This window comes from Desulfosalsimonas sp. (assembly GCF_055149105.1).
Genome location: NZ_JBSRLA010000069.1, coordinates 1 through 16,393 on the forward strand (window position 1 = coordinate 1; position 16,393 = coordinate 16,393).

12 protein-coding genes are annotated in these 16,393 nt (G+C 55.5%); 6 read left to right on the forward strand and 6 right to left on the reverse strand.

The features are described 5' to 3' along the window. The first annotated feature begins 150 nt into the window (after positions 1-150). Positions 151-1,656: a M48 family metalloprotease gene (locus ACTCIA_RS14155; RefSeq protein ID WP_463002462.1), complete on the forward strand. Its 1,506-nt coding sequence runs from the start codon at positions 151-153 to the stop codon at positions 1,654-1,656. Here ACTCIA_RS14155 and fusA read toward each other — a convergent pair. Both fusA and ACTCIA_RS14165 read right to left on the reverse strand, forming a co-directional pair. Next, positions 1,622-3,646 carry an elongation factor G gene (gene fusA / locus ACTCIA_RS14160; protein WP_463002463.1) on the reverse strand — a complete coding sequence of 675 codons (2,025 nt, stop codon included), beginning with the start codon at positions 3,644-3,646 and terminating at the stop codon, positions 1,622-1,624. The two genes, ACTCIA_RS14155 and fusA, sit on opposite strands and share 35 nt — an antisense overlap. After that, positions 3,643-4,182 carry a GerMN domain-containing protein gene (locus ACTCIA_RS14165; RefSeq protein ID WP_463002464.1) on the reverse strand — a complete coding sequence of 180 codons (540 nt, stop codon included), beginning with the start codon at positions 4,180-4,182 and terminating at the stop codon, positions 3,643-3,645. The genes fusA and ACTCIA_RS14165 overlap by 4 nt, the downstream gene beginning before the upstream one ends. 310 nt (positions 4,183-4,492) lie before the next feature. Between ACTCIA_RS14165 and ACTCIA_RS14170 the strand changes: the two genes are divergently transcribed. Then, positions 4,493-5,800: a (Fe-S)-binding protein gene (locus ACTCIA_RS14170; RefSeq protein WP_463002465.1), complete on the forward strand. Its 1,308-nt coding sequence runs from the start codon at positions 4,493-4,495 to the stop codon at positions 5,798-5,800. 523 nt (positions 5,801-6,323) lie between these two features. Here ACTCIA_RS14170 and thrS read toward each other — a convergent pair. Continuing rightward, on the reverse strand, positions 6,324-8,246 hold the full coding sequence (gene thrS / locus ACTCIA_RS14175; RefSeq protein ID WP_463002466.1) for a threonine--tRNA ligase: 1,923 nt from the start codon (positions 8,244-8,246) through the stop codon (positions 6,324-6,326). A gap of 146 nt (positions 8,247-8,392) precedes the next feature. Between thrS and ACTCIA_RS14180 the strand changes: the two genes are divergently transcribed. The 3 genes from ACTCIA_RS14180 to nifA are packed head-to-tail and all read left to right on the forward strand — an operon-like array spanning position 8,393 to position 11,716. Beyond that, complete coding sequence (locus ACTCIA_RS14180) at positions 8,393-9,520, forward strand: ribonuclease D (RefSeq protein ID WP_463002467.1); 1,128 nt, start codon at positions 8,393-8,395, stop codon at positions 9,518-9,520. 7 nt (positions 9,521-9,527) lie between these two features. Then, positions 9,528-10,136, forward strand: coding sequence for an alpha/beta hydrolase (locus tag ACTCIA_RS14185; protein ID WP_463002468.1), 609 nt, complete (start codon positions 9,528-9,530; stop codon positions 10,134-10,136). Positions 10,137-10,192: 56 nt separating this feature from the next. Next, on the forward strand, positions 10,193-11,716 hold the full coding sequence (gene nifA, locus ACTCIA_RS14190) for a nif-specific transcriptional activator NifA (RefSeq protein ID WP_463002469.1): 1,524 nt from the start codon (positions 10,193-10,195) through the stop codon (positions 11,714-11,716). A gap of 4 nt (positions 11,717-11,720) precedes the next feature. On the opposite strand, the gene ACTCIA_RS14195 is transcribed toward nifA, so the two are convergent. Further along, on the reverse strand, positions 11,721-12,059 hold the full coding sequence (locus ACTCIA_RS14195; RefSeq protein WP_410269938.1) for a P-II family nitrogen regulator: 339 nt from the start codon (positions 12,057-12,059) through the stop codon (positions 11,721-11,723). A gap of 223 nt (positions 12,060-12,282) precedes the next feature. Between ACTCIA_RS14195 and ACTCIA_RS14200 the strand changes: the two genes are divergently transcribed. Beyond that, positions 12,283-12,771 carry a PilZ domain-containing protein gene (locus tag ACTCIA_RS14200; protein ID WP_463002470.1) on the forward strand — a complete coding sequence of 163 codons (489 nt, stop codon included), beginning with the start codon at positions 12,283-12,285 and terminating at the stop codon, positions 12,769-12,771. A gap of 15 nt (positions 12,772-12,786) precedes the next feature. On the opposite strand, the gene glnE is transcribed toward ACTCIA_RS14200, so the two are convergent. Together glnE and ACTCIA_RS14210 are read right to left on the reverse strand one after the other, a co-directional pair. Next, positions 12,787-15,681: a bifunctional [glutamate--ammonia ligase]-adenylyl-L-tyrosine phosphorylase/[glutamate--ammonia-ligase] adenylyltransferase gene (glnE, locus tag ACTCIA_RS14205; RefSeq protein WP_463002471.1), complete on the reverse strand. Its 2,895-nt coding sequence runs from the start codon at positions 15,679-15,681 to the stop codon at positions 12,787-12,789. Between the two features lie 15 nt (positions 15,682-15,696). Beyond that, positions 15,697-16,242, reverse strand: coding sequence for a nucleoside deaminase (locus tag ACTCIA_RS14210; RefSeq protein WP_463002472.1), 546 nt, complete (start codon positions 16,240-16,242; stop codon positions 15,697-15,699). Positions 16,243-16,393: the final 151 nt, after the last annotated feature.

The following is a 16,393-nucleotide window of genomic DNA, read 5'->3' on the forward strand; positions in this document are numbered from 1 at the left end:
ATCCGTAAACGGTCAGGAGCGAAAAAACTGACCCCGGCCGCAGGGCTTCCTTCCTGCAACAACAGCGGACGCGGTAAAAAGCTTTTTACGAAACCATCAAGGATACAGATCCCAAGAAGAGAAATCCGAAGATATATCCGGGAGCAAGCCATGAAACGAATCGAGCAAGCCATCGCCCTGTTGCTGACATTATGTCTGCTGCTGTGGCCCGCTGGCTCCACAGCCGATGCCATGACCGTCAAGGAGGAAAAGGAACTGGCGGAAGAATTCCTTGAAACGATTCACAAGCATTACCATGTAATCGATGATTTTATCATCCACGAATATATCAATGACCTGGGCGGGCGCATTCTCGAAAACCTGCCGCCCCAGCCCTTTGACTACAAGTTCCATGTGATCAGCCAGGACACGGTCAATGCATTTGCCGGCCCGGCCGGAAATATCTTTATATTTTCCGGGCTGTTTGAAACCATGGACACCGAAAGCGAACTGGCCGGAATCGTGGCCCATGAAATCGCCCATGTCTCGGCCCGGCACATATCCGACATGATTGAAAAATCCAAAAAAAGCCAGATCCTGTCCATGGCCGGAATGATTGCCGGCATCCTCGTTGGCCTGGGCGGGGCTTCGGCGGTGGGCAGTGCCCTTTCCATGGGCTCGCTGGCCGCCGGCCAGAGCATGATTCTGGCCTATACCCGGGAAAACGAACTGGAAGCCGATTTTCTGGGCCGCCAGTATCTGCTTGCAGCCGACTATGACCTCTACGGCCTCCGGGAGGCCCTGCGCAAAATCCGTGATCGGGAATGGTACGGAGAAGAGCAGGTCCCCACTTATCTCAAAACCCATCCGGCCACCCGTCAACGGCTGACCAACCTGGAAAACATGCTGATGCACCGCCCGGAGTCCAAACCTTCTGACAGTTTTGCATTCCAGCGCACCCGCGCCCGGCTCAAAGCCCTTTACGGGCAGTCCGGCCGGGCTGTCAAGCATTTCCGCCAGCAGCTTGAAAAAAATCCTGAAGATCAGGCCGCCCTATACGGACTGGCCCTGGCTCTGGCCGAAAGCGGCCAGCCCGAATCCGCCCTGGAGGCCATAAAAAAGAGTATCGCCCGACGGCCGGATGATTCTTTCATGGCCATTGACCTGGGACGGATTCTTTTTCTTTCCGGAAAACATGAAAAAGCCATCCACACCCTTTCCGGAATTGACAACATTTCCCGCTACGGGCCTGACGGGCTGTTTTACCTGGGCCGCAGCCACATGAGCCGGGGCGATTTTGATAAAGCCATTGCCGCCTTCAAGGAAATCAATCAAAATTTTCCGGATCATGAACGAACACTTTACTTTCTGGGCAATTGCTACGGGGAACAAAACCGTCTGGATAAGGCCCATTATTACCTGGGCCGCTATTACCGGAAAACCGGGGATGCAGAAAATGCGAGATTCCATTTTAACCGGGCCCTGGACAAAACCGGAAGCCAAACCCTTGCAGAAAAAATCCACAAGGAACTGGCAGAAACCAAAAAAATGCCGGAAAAAGAGGAGGAAACAGACGAAAACAGCCCTTACCGGGATTTTTACTTTTCCGGGCAGGCTGGTGCCGGCGTGTTTGAGACCCGGCCTACATCCGGTCAAAATGGGAAAATTTCATGGTAAAGGTGCCTCTGCCCTGGGAGGCCGAGCGCAGGGCCGTGGTATAGCCAAACATCTTTGAAAGAGGGGCGATGGCGGTGATGATCTGGTTGTCGCCCTTTGCGGCAATGGATTCGATCTTGCCCCCCCGGGAATTTAAATCCCCGATCACCTCGCCCATAAACGATTCCGGAACGTAGACCTCCACGTTCATTATGGGTTCGAGCAGGTAAGGATCAGCTGCGGCAAACATTTCCCGGCAGGCCATGGAGGCGGCAACAGAATAGGCCAGAGAAGATCCCAGCGATTCGCGAAACGCCCCGCCGGTGATTTTCACTTCCAGGTCCACCACCGGATATCCCATCAGCTCTCCGTATTCCATGGCTTCACGAACGCCTTTTTCAACCGCCGGGATAAACTGGGCGGGGATGATATCCTCTGAAACCTCTGCGGCAAAGCTCACCCCGCTGCCGCGGGAAAGGGGCCGGGCTGTGAGCGCGACTTCGGCAAAATGCCGCTGGCCGGCCACCTCCCGGTCAAACACACCATGGCCGGATGCCTGCTTTGCGATGGTTTCCCGGTAGACCACCTGGGGTTTGCCCACATTGACGTTTGTCTTGTACTCGCGCCGCATCCGGCTGATAATCACATCCAGGTGCAGTTCGCCCATGCCGGACAAAAGGGTCTGGCCCGTGTCCTCGTCCTGTTTGACATGCAGGGTGGGATCTTCGGCCATGAGCTTTTCAAGCACCTGGGGCAGTTTTTCCTGATCATCATGGGTTTTGGGCTCAATGGAAATGGAGATCACCGGCTTGGTGAATTTCATCTGTTCCAGCAGGACCGGATTGTCCCTGTCGCAGAGCGTCTCGCCGGTGGAGGAGTCCTTTAGCCCCACCACGCCCACAATGGCACCCGGGCCGGCCTCGTCTAAGCGCTCTCGCTTGTTGGCATGCATCTTTAAAATCCGGGAAATTTTTTCCGATTTCTCCCGGATGGAATTGTAGATCTCTGCGCCGGCCTTGATGCTGCCGGAATAAACCCGCACATAGGACAGCTTTCGGCCCTCGATCATGGAAACCTTGAAAATAAGGGCCACCGTGGGCCCCTTGGGCTTTGCCTCAAAGGCAACTTTTTCCCCGGTGTCGGGCATTGTGCCCTGAATGGGCGGAGCTTCCAGGGGGCTGGGCAGGTAATTGACCACCGCATCGAGCAATGGCTGGATTCCCTTGTTTTTCAAAGCCGAACCGCAGAGCACCGGCACCAGGTGCAGACCGATGGTGGCTTTCCGGATGGCGGCCACCAGGTTCTGAACCGGTATATCGGCTTCTTCCAGGTAGGCCTCCATGATGGCATCGTCGGTTTCAGCCACGGTCTCGATGAGTTTTTCGCGGTACTGTTGGGCTGTTTCCAGCAGATCCGGGTCGATTTCGCCGGTGACAAACGGCATTTCCGGCCCGCCGGTCTCCCAGACCATTTGGCGCATGTGCAGTAAATCAATAACCCCCCGAAACCCGTCCTCGCTGCCAACGGGCAGTTGAAGCACCAGGGGGCGGGCATGCAGGCGTTCTTTCATCATATCGATGGTCCGGAAATAATCCGCTCCCACCCGGTCCATCTTATTGACAAAGGCGATCTTTGGCACCAGATAATCGTCTGCCTGATGCCAGACGGTTTCAGACTGGGGCTCCACACCGCCCACGGCGCAAAACACGCCAACGGCGCCGTCGAGCACGCGCAGTGAGCGCTCCACCTCAATGGTGAAATCCACGTGCCCCGGGGTGTCAATAATCTGGATGTCGCATTTGTCCCACTGGCAGGTGGTCACCGCTGAGGTAATGGTGATGCCCCGCTCCTGCTCATCGGGCATCCAGTCCATCACGGCTTCGCCGTCGTGGACCTCGCCGATTTTGTGAGACCGGCCCGTGTAAAACAGGACCCGCTCGGTGACCGTGGTCTTGCCTGCATCAATATGGGCGATAATGCCGATATTTCTTATTTGTCCGATTTTTTTCATCTCACCAGCAACATCTGCGCGTTTAGCGGCAAACGGATATCCACGTGCCCGGCCAGGGTTTGAACCGGGCTGCCCTCTATCAGGATCTGGACCGCCTGGATGCCGTTGGAATTGAGTATCAGTGTATTGACAATGCTGTAGACGCTCAGCAGTTCGCTGCGCACGCCTTTTGTGTGCAAATCCGCCGCTTCTGCCGACAAATCAACGTAAGCCACCCCAGCAGCACCGGCATACACCGCCCGTACATCGGTTTGCGCCGGCAATGGAGCCTCAAGCCTTGTTTTCGGACCGCTGATCAGTTCTTCTACAATGCGGGTATAAAATTGGCCCGAATCCCTGCGCTCATCGGAAAAATCCATATTCCGGGGTTCGCCTGCAAGATATCCGGCCTCAGAATCAACAAAGTATAAAAATATTTCTCCCTCGGGGTGCCCCTCTGAGGCCGTGTTCTGTGCGCCGGCAGCGGCCCCGGCGAAAACAAGCCATATGACCAGGCACAAACACGACAGCCGCCTGCACCATCGCTTCAATCCCATTTTACCCCCTTGAAATCGATTTATCGTAAGCCACAGATGCACCCATGTCAATGCGAGAAAGCCGAATTTCAGATACCTGATGCAACCCTGCGATTGTTCTTGACTTTACCGGCTTGTTTGTGGCAGGAAAAAATTTGGTTTCATTTTTGCAACCCAAGGCTTTTGTTTTGGGTTGCAAATGATTATAGTCAATCAATGTCAACCTTCAACCAACTGTCGGCATACGGCATGTGATATCATCATCATAAATCAATGCCCGGGCCCGCAGGCAAAAGCCGAGCCCGCACCGGGCATCAACGGAGGGTATTGTATGGGAGAACCTGCAATCAAGCTTGGGACAAAGCGCTCAAGCACTTTTATCGACAAGGTCAAAAACCTGCTGCCCGAAGGCGGCAACCTGGATCTGTGCCTGACCTGCGGCGCATGCTCCTCGGGGTGTCCGGCAACAGGTATCGGCGGCATGGATGCGCGCAAGTTTCTGCGCATGGCAGCCCTTGGCATGGATGAAGAAATTCAGCAGAGCCCCTGGGTCTGGCACTGCACCATGTGCCAGCGCTGCATTTACGTCTGCCCCATGCAGATCAACATCCCGCAGCTTGTGTTTTACGCACGCCAGAGCTGGCCCCGGGACCAGCGGCCAAAGGGTATTCTCGGCTCCTGCGACATGGCCCTGCGAAATGACACCTGCAGCGCCATGGGCGCCACAGAAGAAGATTTTGAGTTCGTGGTCGAGGACGTGCTTGAGGAATACAGGGAGGCCCAGCCCGAATTCAAAGACATGGAAGCACCGGTGAACAAGCAGGGCGCCTATTACTTTCTCAACCAGAACTCCCGTGAGCCAGTAACCGAGCCTGATGAGATGGTGCCCCTGTGGAAGATCCTGCACCTGGTGGGCGCGGACTGGACCTACGGCACCAAGGGATGGGCGGCTGAGAATTACTGCATGTTCATGGCCGATGACGAGTCGTGGAAACATATTGTGGAGGTCAAGGCCAAGGCGGTGGAGGATCTTGGCTGCAAGGTCTGGCTCAACACCGAATGAGGGCACGAACTTTTCGCAGTCCGGGCCGGACTGAAAAAATTCAATATCCCCCAAAACTTTGAAATCCAGAGCATCATCCAGCTCTACGCCCAGTGGATCCGCGAGGGCAAGCTCAAGGTGACCCCTGACTGGAACAAGGACCTCAAGGTCAAATTCACGGTTCAGGACCCGTGCCAGCTTGTTCGCAAATCCTTTGGCGACCCGGTGGCCGAAGACCTTCGCTACGTGGTCAAAAACGTGGTGGGTGAGGAAAATTTCATCGACATGAGCCCCAATCGTTCCAATAACTATTGCTGCGGCGGCGGCGGTGGCTTTCTGCAGTCCGGGTATCCGGAGGAGCGGCGCAAGTACGGCGAGGCAAAAGCCAACCAGATACTGGCAACCGGGGCGGGCTACTGCATCACCCCGTGCCACAACTGCCACGCCCAGGTCCATGACTTGAGCGAAGTCCGGCACCATCCCTGGCAGACAGTTCACCTGTGGACCCTGATCTGTCTGTCTCTGGGCATTCTCGGAGAAAATGAACGGGAATATCTCGGAGAGGATCTGAAAAACGTGGCCATGTACGGCGCGTAAAAACCCAAAAAATATCAGCACAAATATCAAACCGGGAGTCTTTTTCAAATAAAGGCTCCCGGTTTTTGTTTTTAAATATTGCGCAAGAAAGTTGCTGTTAGTGCTTGATGGCACCATCAGTGCTTGGTTCTATAATTTTCGCATGATGCCGCCCGGTGGCGGTTTGCTCCCTGCTGACCGCTTGCGCGCTCAATGCGACTCGCAAACCACCCCCGGGCCCGCATCATGGCCGACGCTGTGCAAAATTTCACCAAGGGGGTCCGAAGCAACACATTCAAGCCTTAAAAACGTTGTTTTCATGCGCGGTCACGTGGGTTGGCCCGACAGGAACACTTCCAAGGAAGCCCAAGGGCGGGGTCGGCTTTTGAAGCGACATTGAGCGTTTTTGCATTAAGATTTCAAACTGTTTGAGCAAGGCAGGGCGGATTTGTAAATTTTAGGCAAAGGCATTTGATCAATCCGCAAAAACGGTCAGGAGCGAAAAAGCCGACGCCGGCCGCAGGGCTTTCTTCCTGCAAAAATTCTACAGGCCCGACAGGAGATCCTCCATGTCGAGCCTGCGTTGGGCGACATTGTCGCAGACCGCGGAGATAAAACCGTCCACCGGCGCGCCGTGATGCACGGCCCCGTCCAATGTGCGCACCGCCAGGGTGCCCGCGCTTTTTTCCTTGTCGCCCACGGTGAGGATCAGGGGAATTTTGGCCAGTTGCGCTTCCCTGACCTTTTTGTTGAGACTTTCGGTGCGGTCATCCACATATGCCCGCAGGCCGGCTTCAAAAAGCCGCTGGCAGATCTCTTTGGCAAACGGGGCAAGGGTGTCATTGATGGGTAAAATCACCGCCTGGACCGGGGCCAGCCACAGGGGGAATTTTCCGGCAAAATGCTCAATCAAAATTCCCAGAAACCGCTCAATTGATCCGAAAACCACCCGGTGGATCATCACGGGCCGGTGTTTTTCATTGTCCCGGCCCACATAGGCCAGATCAAAGCGCTCGGGCAAAGACATATCCAGCTGGATGGTACCGCACTGCCAGGTCCGGCCGATGGCGTCCTTGATGTGGATATCGATCTTGGGCCCGTAAAAGGCCCCGTCGCCCTCATTGATTTTATAATCGGCCCCGTATGCATCCAGCGCGGCGGTCAGTCCGCCGGTGGCCTGCTCCCATTGGGCGTCGGTGCCAATGGATTTTTCCGGCCGGGTCGACAGCTCCAGGTGAAATCCAAGCCCGAATGTGGCATACATGCGCCGGACCAGCTGTAAAATCCCGAGGATTTCCGGCTCGATCATCTCCGGGGTCATGAAAATGTGGGCATCATCCTGGTGAAAGGCCCGCACCCGAAACAGGCCGGAGAGCACGCCGGAAAGCTCGTGGCGGTGCACCAGGCCGATTTCTGCGGACCGGATGGGCAGATCCCGGTAGGAATGGCGCTTTTGTTTGAACAACAGCATGCCCCCGGGACAATTCATGGGCTTGATGGCAGACTCTGTTTCATCCACCACCAGGGTATACATGTTTTCCCGGTAATTTTCCCAGTGCCCGCTTTGCTCCCACAGGCTCCGGTGAAGGATAATCGGGGTCTTGGTTTCAACGTATCCGGCTGCCCGGTGCTCCCGGCGCCAGTAATCGAGCAGCGCGTTCCACAGCTCCATGCCGTTCGCTTGAAAAAAAGGCATTCCCGGGGCCTCTTCTTGGAAGGAAAACAGGTCCAGGGCCGCGCCGATTTTGCGATGATCCCGTTTTCTGGCCTCTTCGAGAAACGTCAGGTACTGCTTTAAATCTTTTTTGTCAAAAAACGCGGTTCCATAAATCCGCTGAAGCTGCGGTCGGTCGGAATCTCCCCGCCAGTAGGCCCCGGAGACCCGCAGCAGTTTAAAGGCCCTGACAAATCCGGTATGCGGAAGATGCGGTCCCCGGCACAGATCCGTGAACTCGCCCTGGACGTAAAAGGAAATGGTGCCGTCTGCCAGCTCGCCGATCAGCTCTCGCTTATAGGGCTCATGGCGGTAGTGCTCAATGGCCTGGTCCCGGGTGACCTCCTGCCGGCGAACCGGAAGCTTTTCCTTGATGATCTGTTTCATCTCGGCTTCGATTTTGGGAAAATCCTCCTCAGAGATGGGCTCCATGTCAAAATCATAATAAAACCCGTCTTCCACCACCGGGCCGATGGTGGGCTGGGCATCCGGGTAAAGCCGGAGCACGGCCTGGGCCATGATGTGAGCGGCTGTGTGCCGGAGGATATCCAAGGATTCCGGATCCTTTGGCGTGATAAAGCGGATGCCGGCATCTTCTTGCAACTGACTGTAAATATCCATGAGCCGGCCGTTTGCTTCCATGGCCACGCAATTTCTGGCAAATCCTTCGGAAATGCTTGCAGCCACTGTATATCCGTCCACGGGTGGTTCAAACTGCCGCTGTGTTTTATCCGGAAATGTGATATTGATCATTGACTCTGTCCATTTGGTCATTCATATAGGGGATGGAACTTCGGGATCACGCGCGTTAAGGCCCTATGTAATGAATCTGCAAAACAGGGTCAAGGAAAAAGTCAGCACACGGAAAGGATCGGCAAGTCCGTACATTGCAGTTCAAAATGGAATCTTCACCGGTTACATACATCAATACAGCAGACCAGATATCCGCCCTGGCCGGGCGACTGGCATCAGAGCCGGCTGTGGCCGTGGACCTGGAAGCCGACAGCATGCATCATTTCGAGGAAAAGGTCTGCTTAATCCAGATGGGCACCCCAGGAGCCTGCTATATTATCGATCCCCTGGCGCTCAGGGACCTTTCAGCCATGGCCCCCTTGTTTGCCGACCCCGGAATTGTCAAGGTTTTTCACGGGGCGGATTATGACATGCGATGCCTGTACCGGGACTTCGGCATAAGCGTGGCAAACCTGTTTGACACCGAGCTGGCTGCCCGGTTTCTGGGCTACGGGGCCACCAGCCTGGAAGCGGTGCTGGCCCGTCATTTTAATGTGGAACTGGACAAGAAATTCCAGAAAAAGGACTGGTCCGTGCGGCCCCTGCCCGATGAAATGATCGCCTATGCCGCAAATGACGTGCGTTACCTGGTCACCCTGTACCAGGAAATGAAAGCCGAGCTCAAAAACCGGGGCCGGATGGAATGGGTGCGCCAGCATTGCGAAGAAATCGCCGGGGTGCGGCCGGAAACCCCGGATGCCGACACCCCGCTTTTTGTCCGGATCAAGGGCGCCGGCCGCCTGGACCCCAAAAGCATGGCCGTGCTTGAAGCCCTGCTGGCTTTCCGGATGGAAATCGCCCGGAAAAAAGACCGGCCTGCTTTCAAAATCCTGGGAAATCAAACCCTTTTGTCCCTGGCCCGGAAGAAGCCGAAAAACAGCGCTCAGCTCACAAAAAGCGGTCTGTTGAGCCGCAAACAAATCCAGATGTACGGCACCGCGGTTTTGCAGGCCGTTGATTCCGCCATGAAACTTTCTCCGGAGCAGTGGCCCAGGTACCCGAAACAGAAGTCAAAGCCCGTGCCTGCGGCCGTGACCCGCCGCATCAAACAGCTAAAGCAGTGGCGGCAGCAAAAAGCCGAAGATTTGGAAATTGATCCGTACCTGATTGTCAACAAAAATGCTTTGAAACAAATCGCCGAAGATCAGCCCCGCACTTTGCCGGACCTGGATGCCATTGCAGATCTCAAGCCGTGGCAAAAGGACATGTTTGGCCATGAGTGGATTAAAATGTGAGCGGACCATGGAACAAAAAATCTTTTTTTCAGCCTCAGATGGAATTGAACTGGAAGGCGCTCTTTTTTCCGGCAATGACAAGGCGGTAATCCTTGCCCACCCTCACCCGTTGTACGGCGGCAACATGGACAACCTGGTGATTTTCGAAATTGCTGCTGCATGCCGGGCCCGGGGCCTGACCACGCTTCGGTTCAACTTCCGCGGTGCAGGACAAAGCCAGGGCGCCTATGACCAGGGCGAGGGCGAGCAAAAAGACCTGCTGGCTGCAGCCGATTATGTGCAGGCCCGGGGCGCCCGCGCAATCGATTTGATCGGATATTCCTTTGGTGCATGGGTGCTGGCCCATGCCGACACCGGAAAACTGCCGCCGGGCAAAATGCTCATGATTGCCCCGCCTGCGGCCATGATGAATTTTGACGGACTTCGGCCATGTTCCCGGCTGAAACTGGCGATCACCGGCAGCGAGGATGAAATCGCACCGCCGGCACTGGTGGAAAAACTGCTGCCCCGGATCAACCCGGCGGCCGAACTGCGGGTGATTTCCGGAGCGGATCACTTCTTTTCCAGCGGTATGGCGGAGCTGAAAACCGCTGTATCGGATTTCATGTATGATTAACCGGTTCCTGCACCATCAACAAAACACGCAAACCCAAAAACCGCTGCATGCTGATCATGAAAAAAATTGATGAAATCACCCTGCTCTACGACATCAGCCAGTCCCTGAACCGCCATACGGACCTTAAAAAAGCCCTGTACACGGTTTTGGACATCCTTTCGGGCAACATGCACATGTCCCGGGGTATGATCACCATCCTAAACCCCTTAAGCGATGAAATCAGCATCGAGGTGGCCCACGGCATTTCCCGGTCCGCCATGCAGAAGGGCATCTATAAACTCGGAGAAGGGGTGACCGGCCGGGTGATTGAATCCGGCCGGCCGGTGAGCATCGCCAAAATCAGCGAATCCCCGGATTTTTTAAACCGCACCCAATCCAGAAGCGGGCCCGGCGAGCGGGAACTGTCATTTATCTGCGTGCCCATTAAAAAAGAACAGCAGGTTATCGGGGCCCTGGGTGTGGATCTGCCCTATGATCCGGAATACCCCCTGGCCGAGGGGGAAAAGATTCTCACCGTGGTGGCGGCCATGATTGCCACCCAGGTCATTCATTTAGAGCGCATCCGCAGGGAGAAGGAAAAGCTGAAAGCCGAAAACGAACGGCTTCAGATGGAACTGGAAAAAAAATACCGGATCAAAAACATCGTGGGCAACAGCAACAAAATGCGCGAGGTCTACCAGATGATCTCCCAGGTGGCCAGAAGCAACGCCACCGTGCTCATCCGCGGAGAATCGGGCACCGGAAAGGAACTGGTGGCCAATGCCATCCACTACAACAGCAGCCGCTCCAGCCATCCCTTTGTGAAGGTCAACTGTGCGGCCCTGCCCGCCAACCTCATTGAAAGCGAACTGTTCGGCCATGAAAAAGGCGCCTTTACCGGGGCCATTCAGCAAAAGGCGGGCAAATTCGAACTGGCCCACAAGGGGACCCTGTTTCTCGATGAAATCGGATCCATTACCGGCGAAGTCCAGGCCAAGCTGCTGCGGGTGCTGCAGGAACGGGAAATCGAGCGGGTGGGGGGCAACAAGACCATCCGGGTGGACGTGCGCATTGTTGCGGCCACCAACAAGAACCTGGAAGAAGCCGTGGCCGAAAACGATTTCCGAAGCGACCTGTATTACCGGATCAACGTGTTTCCCATCTACATGCCCCCGCTTCGGGAGAGAAAAACCGATATCCTGGCCCTGGCCGATTTTTTCCTGGACAAATACACCCGGGAAAACGCAAAGGAGATTGTCCGCTTTTCCACCCCGGCCATTGACATGCTCATGGCCTACCACTGGCCCGGCAACGTCCGGGAACTGGAAAACTGTATCGAGCGGGCCGTACTGCTTTGCGAGGGAAAGGTGATCCACGGCTATCATCTGCCGCCCACACTGCAGACCGGCAAGGAGTCGGGCACGCTTCCGTCCCAGACCATGGAGGAAGCCGTGGAAAAACTGGAAATGGAAATGATTGTGGATGCCCTAAAACATACCCGGGGCAACATGAGCCAGGCCGCCCAAACCCTGGGCACCACCCTGCGAAAAATCTCTTACAAGGTGCACAAATACGGCATAAATCCGCGGCAATACCATTAGCGGGCTAAAGGGCGTTTCTGCCGCGCTCTCCGGTGCGGATACGAACGGCTTCCTCCATTGAGAATACAAATATCTTGCCATCACCGATTTTGCCGGTATAGGCGGATTTTTGCACGGTTTCGATGACCTGCTCGGCCATGTCGTCATCCACTGCAATTTCAATCTTGAGCTTGGGAACAAAATCCACAGCGTATTCCGCGCCCCTGTAGACTTCCTTGTGCCCTTTCTGACGACCATAGCCCTTGACCTCGGATACGGTCATGCCCTGAATGCCCATGTCGGTGAGGGCTTCCTTGACATCATCGAGTTTAAAGGGCTTTATAATGACTTCAATTTTTTTCATTTTCATCTCCTATTGGCTAAAGCCCCGAATATTGCGGTCCCGGGGCACCTGCTGTCTGCAAAAAACCAAACCCTGAATAATCCCGAAGCCTTATTTTGGCTTGACAAAGTTCTTTTCTTTAATATATGAATCATTATAAGTCAATGCCTACCATGAAAATCCGGCAAAAATAAACCCGTTTCAGGAAATAATCCATGGGGCTACAGCAACGGGGATACCAGATGTGATCGTCAAAAGCTTTATTGCCAGCGACAACACCGCAGCCATTACCTGCCCGGAATGCCAGAAAACCATTGTCAAGGACGTGTCGAGATACGCCGAAGCCGACAACATGATCAAGCTCAAGGCCAAATGCCCGTGCGGCCATACCTTTACGGTGTTTCTGGAAAGAAGAAGACAATACCGCAAATCCACCGAACTGCGGGGCACCTATCTCTATATCCCTGCCCACAGTGCCTCCAAAAGCGCCCAGCACTGGGGCAGCATGGTTGTCACCGATATTTCCAGAACCGGTATCCGCATGAAATTAAACGTCCAGCCCCGCTTCCAGGTCGGAGAGCGAATCACGGTGGAATTCCGGCTCGATGATGCCAACAACTCCCTGATCAAGCGGGAAGTGATCGTCCAGCACATCAAGGGCCTGGACGTGGGGGCCACTTACGCCAGAGCCCATTCCTACGACAATATCATCGGATTTTACCTGCTCAGATAGCTCTTGATTTTCTCTTTACTGGCCAAAGACTTTCCGCCATATCCGCACAACCCTTCGGCGCAGTTCGGCAAACCGGTTTTCCGGCAGCACCGCCTTTTTTTCCTGAAGATTCATGCGATGGACAAAATAGCGGTAAATCAAATAGGCCTGTTTTAAGGCATGGGCGTCGAGATCGGCAATAATGCCGCAAAGGGCCAGGGCATTTAACTGGCGCACCACATCGGTCCACTGACCCAGTTGTTCGTGCCGGCTGCCATGGCACAGAATCAAAAACTGGACCAAAAACTCGATATCCACTATTCCGCCGGAATCCTGCTTTAAGTCAAACAAGCCATTATGTGAAAATTCACGGGCACTGCGCATCCGTTCCCGCATTTCCAGCACCGCCGCGGCCAGCTGCTCTGTGTTACGCCGGGCGGCAATCACCTGCGTGCGCACATCGGCAAAACGCCGGGCCACCTGGAAATCCCCGATAATCGGCCGGGCCTTGATCAGAGCCTGATGCTCCCAGGTCCAGGCGTGTCTGGACTGGTATTCCTCAAAAGCGTCCATATGGCTGACAAGAATCCCGGCATTTCCCGAGGGACGCAGCCGCATGTCAATTTCATAAAGCTTTCCCGTTGACGTGGGCGCAGACAGAAAATGGATGATGCGCTGGCCCAGCCGGCCGAAAAACTCACTGTTGTCAATGGGCCGCAGCCGGCCGCCCGTGGTCTGCCCGGGTTGGGCGGTATGCAGAAAAACCAGGTCCAGATCCGAGCGGTATCCCAGTTCATATCCGCCCAGCTTGCCGTAGGCGATCACTGCAAAGCCGGTGTTGCCCGGATCACCGTCAATCGCCGAAGGTTTACCGTAGCGTTCCACCATCTGGTGCCAGGTCAGATCCAGGGCGGCATCCAGTATGGTTTCAGCCAGATAGGTCAGCCGGTCTGAAACCTGCATCAGGGGCAGATGACCGGTCACGTCGGCTGCCACGATACGAAACATGTTGACCTGCTTGAAAACCCGGATGGCATCCATCTGTAACTCCGGGTCATCCCCGCCGGATTTTTCCAGGCGCTGCCGCAGATCCCCGGCCAAAGCAGCCCGGTCCAGAGGGGCATACATGGAACGCACATCCAGCAGCTCATCGAGAAGCAGGGGGTGCTGGCTTAAAAAAGACACAATCCAGGGGCTGATGCGCGCCAGCCGGACAAGGTGTTCAAGAGCCCCCGGGTTTTCAAGAAGCAGGGAGATATAGCAACTTCGGTTCAAAATCGCATCCAGCAGGGTCATGATCCGCTTTAACACCAGCAGGGGACGGTCGGTTTCCGCCACCGCCCCCAGGACCCGGGGCATCAGCCGGTTGATCCTGGCCGTGGCAATATGACCGTCCTCACCATATCCGGTTTTGTCCCGGAACTCACCCAGCAGGCGAAGAACCGTATCAGGCTCCTCAAAGCCCGCCGCCTCCAGGTTCTGCCTGTTCTGATCGGTTTGTCCGGGCGTCAGCCAGACATTGCCGAGTCCTGTTTCGCTTTGGGCTTCGGCTTCCGTGCTTTCCTGGCCCAGCAGCTGATTGAAATGAAAATGCACCCGGGACATGTGTGCGTCCAGGGCCCGGATAAATTCTTTTTCGCTGTCAAATCCCATGCTCAGCGCAAGCCGAGTGCGGGCGCGCGGATCTGCGGGCAGGCTGTGGGTCTGCATGTCCTCATACATCTGAAGGCGGTTTTCCGTGTTTCGCAAAAACACGTAGGCAGAGCTGAGTTCCTCGTATACCTTGCCCGTGATGCCCCTGTCCTTTCTCATCACCTTCAGGACCTTTAAAATGCTTCGCTCCTGGTAAGCCGGGTCAATGCCGCCCCGGATGAGCTGGAAGACCTGGCCGAAAAACTCGATTTCCCGTATGCCGCCGTAACCGTGTTTGATATTGTCGGCAAGGCCCTTTCGGACCACTTCCCGCACAATTTTCTGCTTCATCTCCCGAATGGACTCAAACGTTCCGTAATCCAGATACCGACGGAACACAAAGGGCCGGAGCCGGTCGAAAAAGGCCTCTCCCCGCTGTTTGTCCCCGGCTATCAGGCGGGCCTTGACAAGTGCGTAGCGCTCCCATTCCCGGCCAAACATCTGGTAGTAATTTTCCATGGAATCAAAGCTCATGACCAGTGGCCCGGAATCGCCATAGGGCCGCAGGCGGGTGTCGACCCGGAAAACAAACCCCTCGGGGGTGGATTTGCCGATCACATCAATGAGCCGGCGCACAAGGCGGGTGAAAAACTCCTCATTTGAAATCGACTTTTCTTCTGATCGGGTATGTCCGGCTTCGGGAAAGGCAAACATCAGGTCAATGTCAGAGGAAAAATTCAACTCTCTTCCCCCGAGCTTTCCCATGGCAAAGACCACCATCTGCTGGGCATTTCCGGCCGCATCCTCGGGCCGGCCGTATCTTTCGCACAGCAAGGGATACAAATAATCCAGCGCCCGGGCCACACAGGCATCTGCAAGGGCGGAAAGATCGGCCATGGTCTCAAACAGATCGGCCCGGCCGGTCAAATCCCGCCAGACAATGCGCACCATTTCCCGGTGCCGAAGCCGCCGCAGCGCCACGGCCAGATCCTGCTCGTCAGAGGCCCGCCCCGCAGCCAGGGCAATGTATTGCTGGTACTGATCCTGGGGATACAGCCGCTCCAGATCCCCGCTTTCCAGCAACTCCCGGAGCATCTCCGGATTGCGCATGCACTGCCGTGCGGCATACTCGCTGAAGGCAAAAACCCGGCTAAGATCACCCGGGTCTGCAAGCGCCTCAATGCTTTTGCCTCCGCTGGTTTCAGCTGACCGGCAGCACTCGGAAATCTTTTGTTCAGCCGCGGTCTTCAGGTCCTCGGTGAGCGCAATCATGGTTTTTGAAGCAGGGCTATTGGCCATGGGATTCAACTTTATCTATTGGGAAAACCGGGTGGGCCGGCCGCCGGGTTTTTGCGCAAGCGTATAGGCGGCCAGCATGGAATGCTGCAAATAGGTGTTTTCCGGATCGGAAAAAAACCGGAAAAACAGATCCAGGCTCTGTTGGCGCATCATATTGGACACCACCCGGACCCCTGCGTTTCTGTAAAGAGGCGGCAGATTGCCGGTTTTGCAGGCCGTGCCCCCGCCCATGACATCCTCATAGGCATAAACGATTCTGCCGATACCCGCAATCAGGATTGCGGCAAAGCACATCAGGCAGGGCTCCAGGGTGGAGTAAATGCTCAACTGCCGGGGATCGCCCGTATAGGACAATTCATAGAATTGTTTTAATGTATTGATCTCCGCATGATCAATCTCACTGGGGCTCTGTTGACGGCTGTGGGTGCGTCCCCCGCCGGCAACCACCCCCCGGGGTCCGGCAATAATGCACCCCACGGGAAACTCCCCGGCGTCCAGGGCCTGCTGGGCCTGGTCCAGAGCCGCCTGCATATAGGTTTCATCGGTTTTCTGATGGTCCATGCGCGTGTTTTCACCTCTTGTTATCCGGCCAAACCGAAATTGATGAGCCTGTAAAAAGCTTTTTACCGCGTCCGCTGTTTGTCAGGAAGGAAGCCCTGCGGCCGGGGTCAGTTTTTTCGCTCCTGACCGTTTACGGATTCAGCCAATGCCT

Excerpts from the sequence above, each read along its gene's own strand:
- ACTCIA_RS14155 (WP_463002462.1), top strand. The coding sequence starts at position 151 with ATGAAACGAATCGAGCAAGCCATCGCCCTGTTGCTGACATTATGTCTG.
- fusA (WP_463002463.1), bottom strand. The coding sequence starts at position 3,646 with ATGAAAAAAATCGGACAAATAAGAAATATCGGCATTATCGCCCATATT.
- ACTCIA_RS14165 (WP_463002464.1), bottom strand. The coding sequence starts at position 4,182 with ATGGGATTGAAGCGATGGTGCAGGCGGCTGTCGTGTTTGTGCCTGGTC.
- thrS (WP_463002466.1), bottom strand. The coding sequence starts at position 8,246 with ATGATCAATATCACATTTCCGGATAAAACACAGCGGCAGTTTGAACCA.
- ACTCIA_RS14180 (WP_463002467.1), top strand. The coding sequence starts at position 8,393 with ATGGAATCTTCACCGGTTACATACATCAATACAGCAGACCAGATATCC.
- ACTCIA_RS14185 (WP_463002468.1), top strand. The coding sequence starts at position 9,528 with ATGGAACAAAAAATCTTTTTTTCAGCCTCAGATGGAATTGAACTGGAA.
- nifA (WP_463002469.1), top strand. The coding sequence starts at position 10,193 with ATGAAAAAAATTGATGAAATCACCCTGCTCTACGACATCAGCCAGTCC.
- ACTCIA_RS14195 (WP_410269938.1), bottom strand. The coding sequence starts at position 12,059 with ATGAAAAAAATTGAAGTCATTATAAAGCCCTTTAAACTCGATGATGTC.
- glnE (WP_463002471.1), bottom strand. The coding sequence starts at position 15,681 with ATGGCCAATAGCCCTGCTTCAAAAACCATGATTGCGCTCACCGAGGAC.
- ACTCIA_RS14210 (WP_463002472.1), bottom strand. The coding sequence starts at position 16,242 with ATGGACCATCAGAAAACCGATGAAACCTATATGCAGGCGGCTCTGGAC.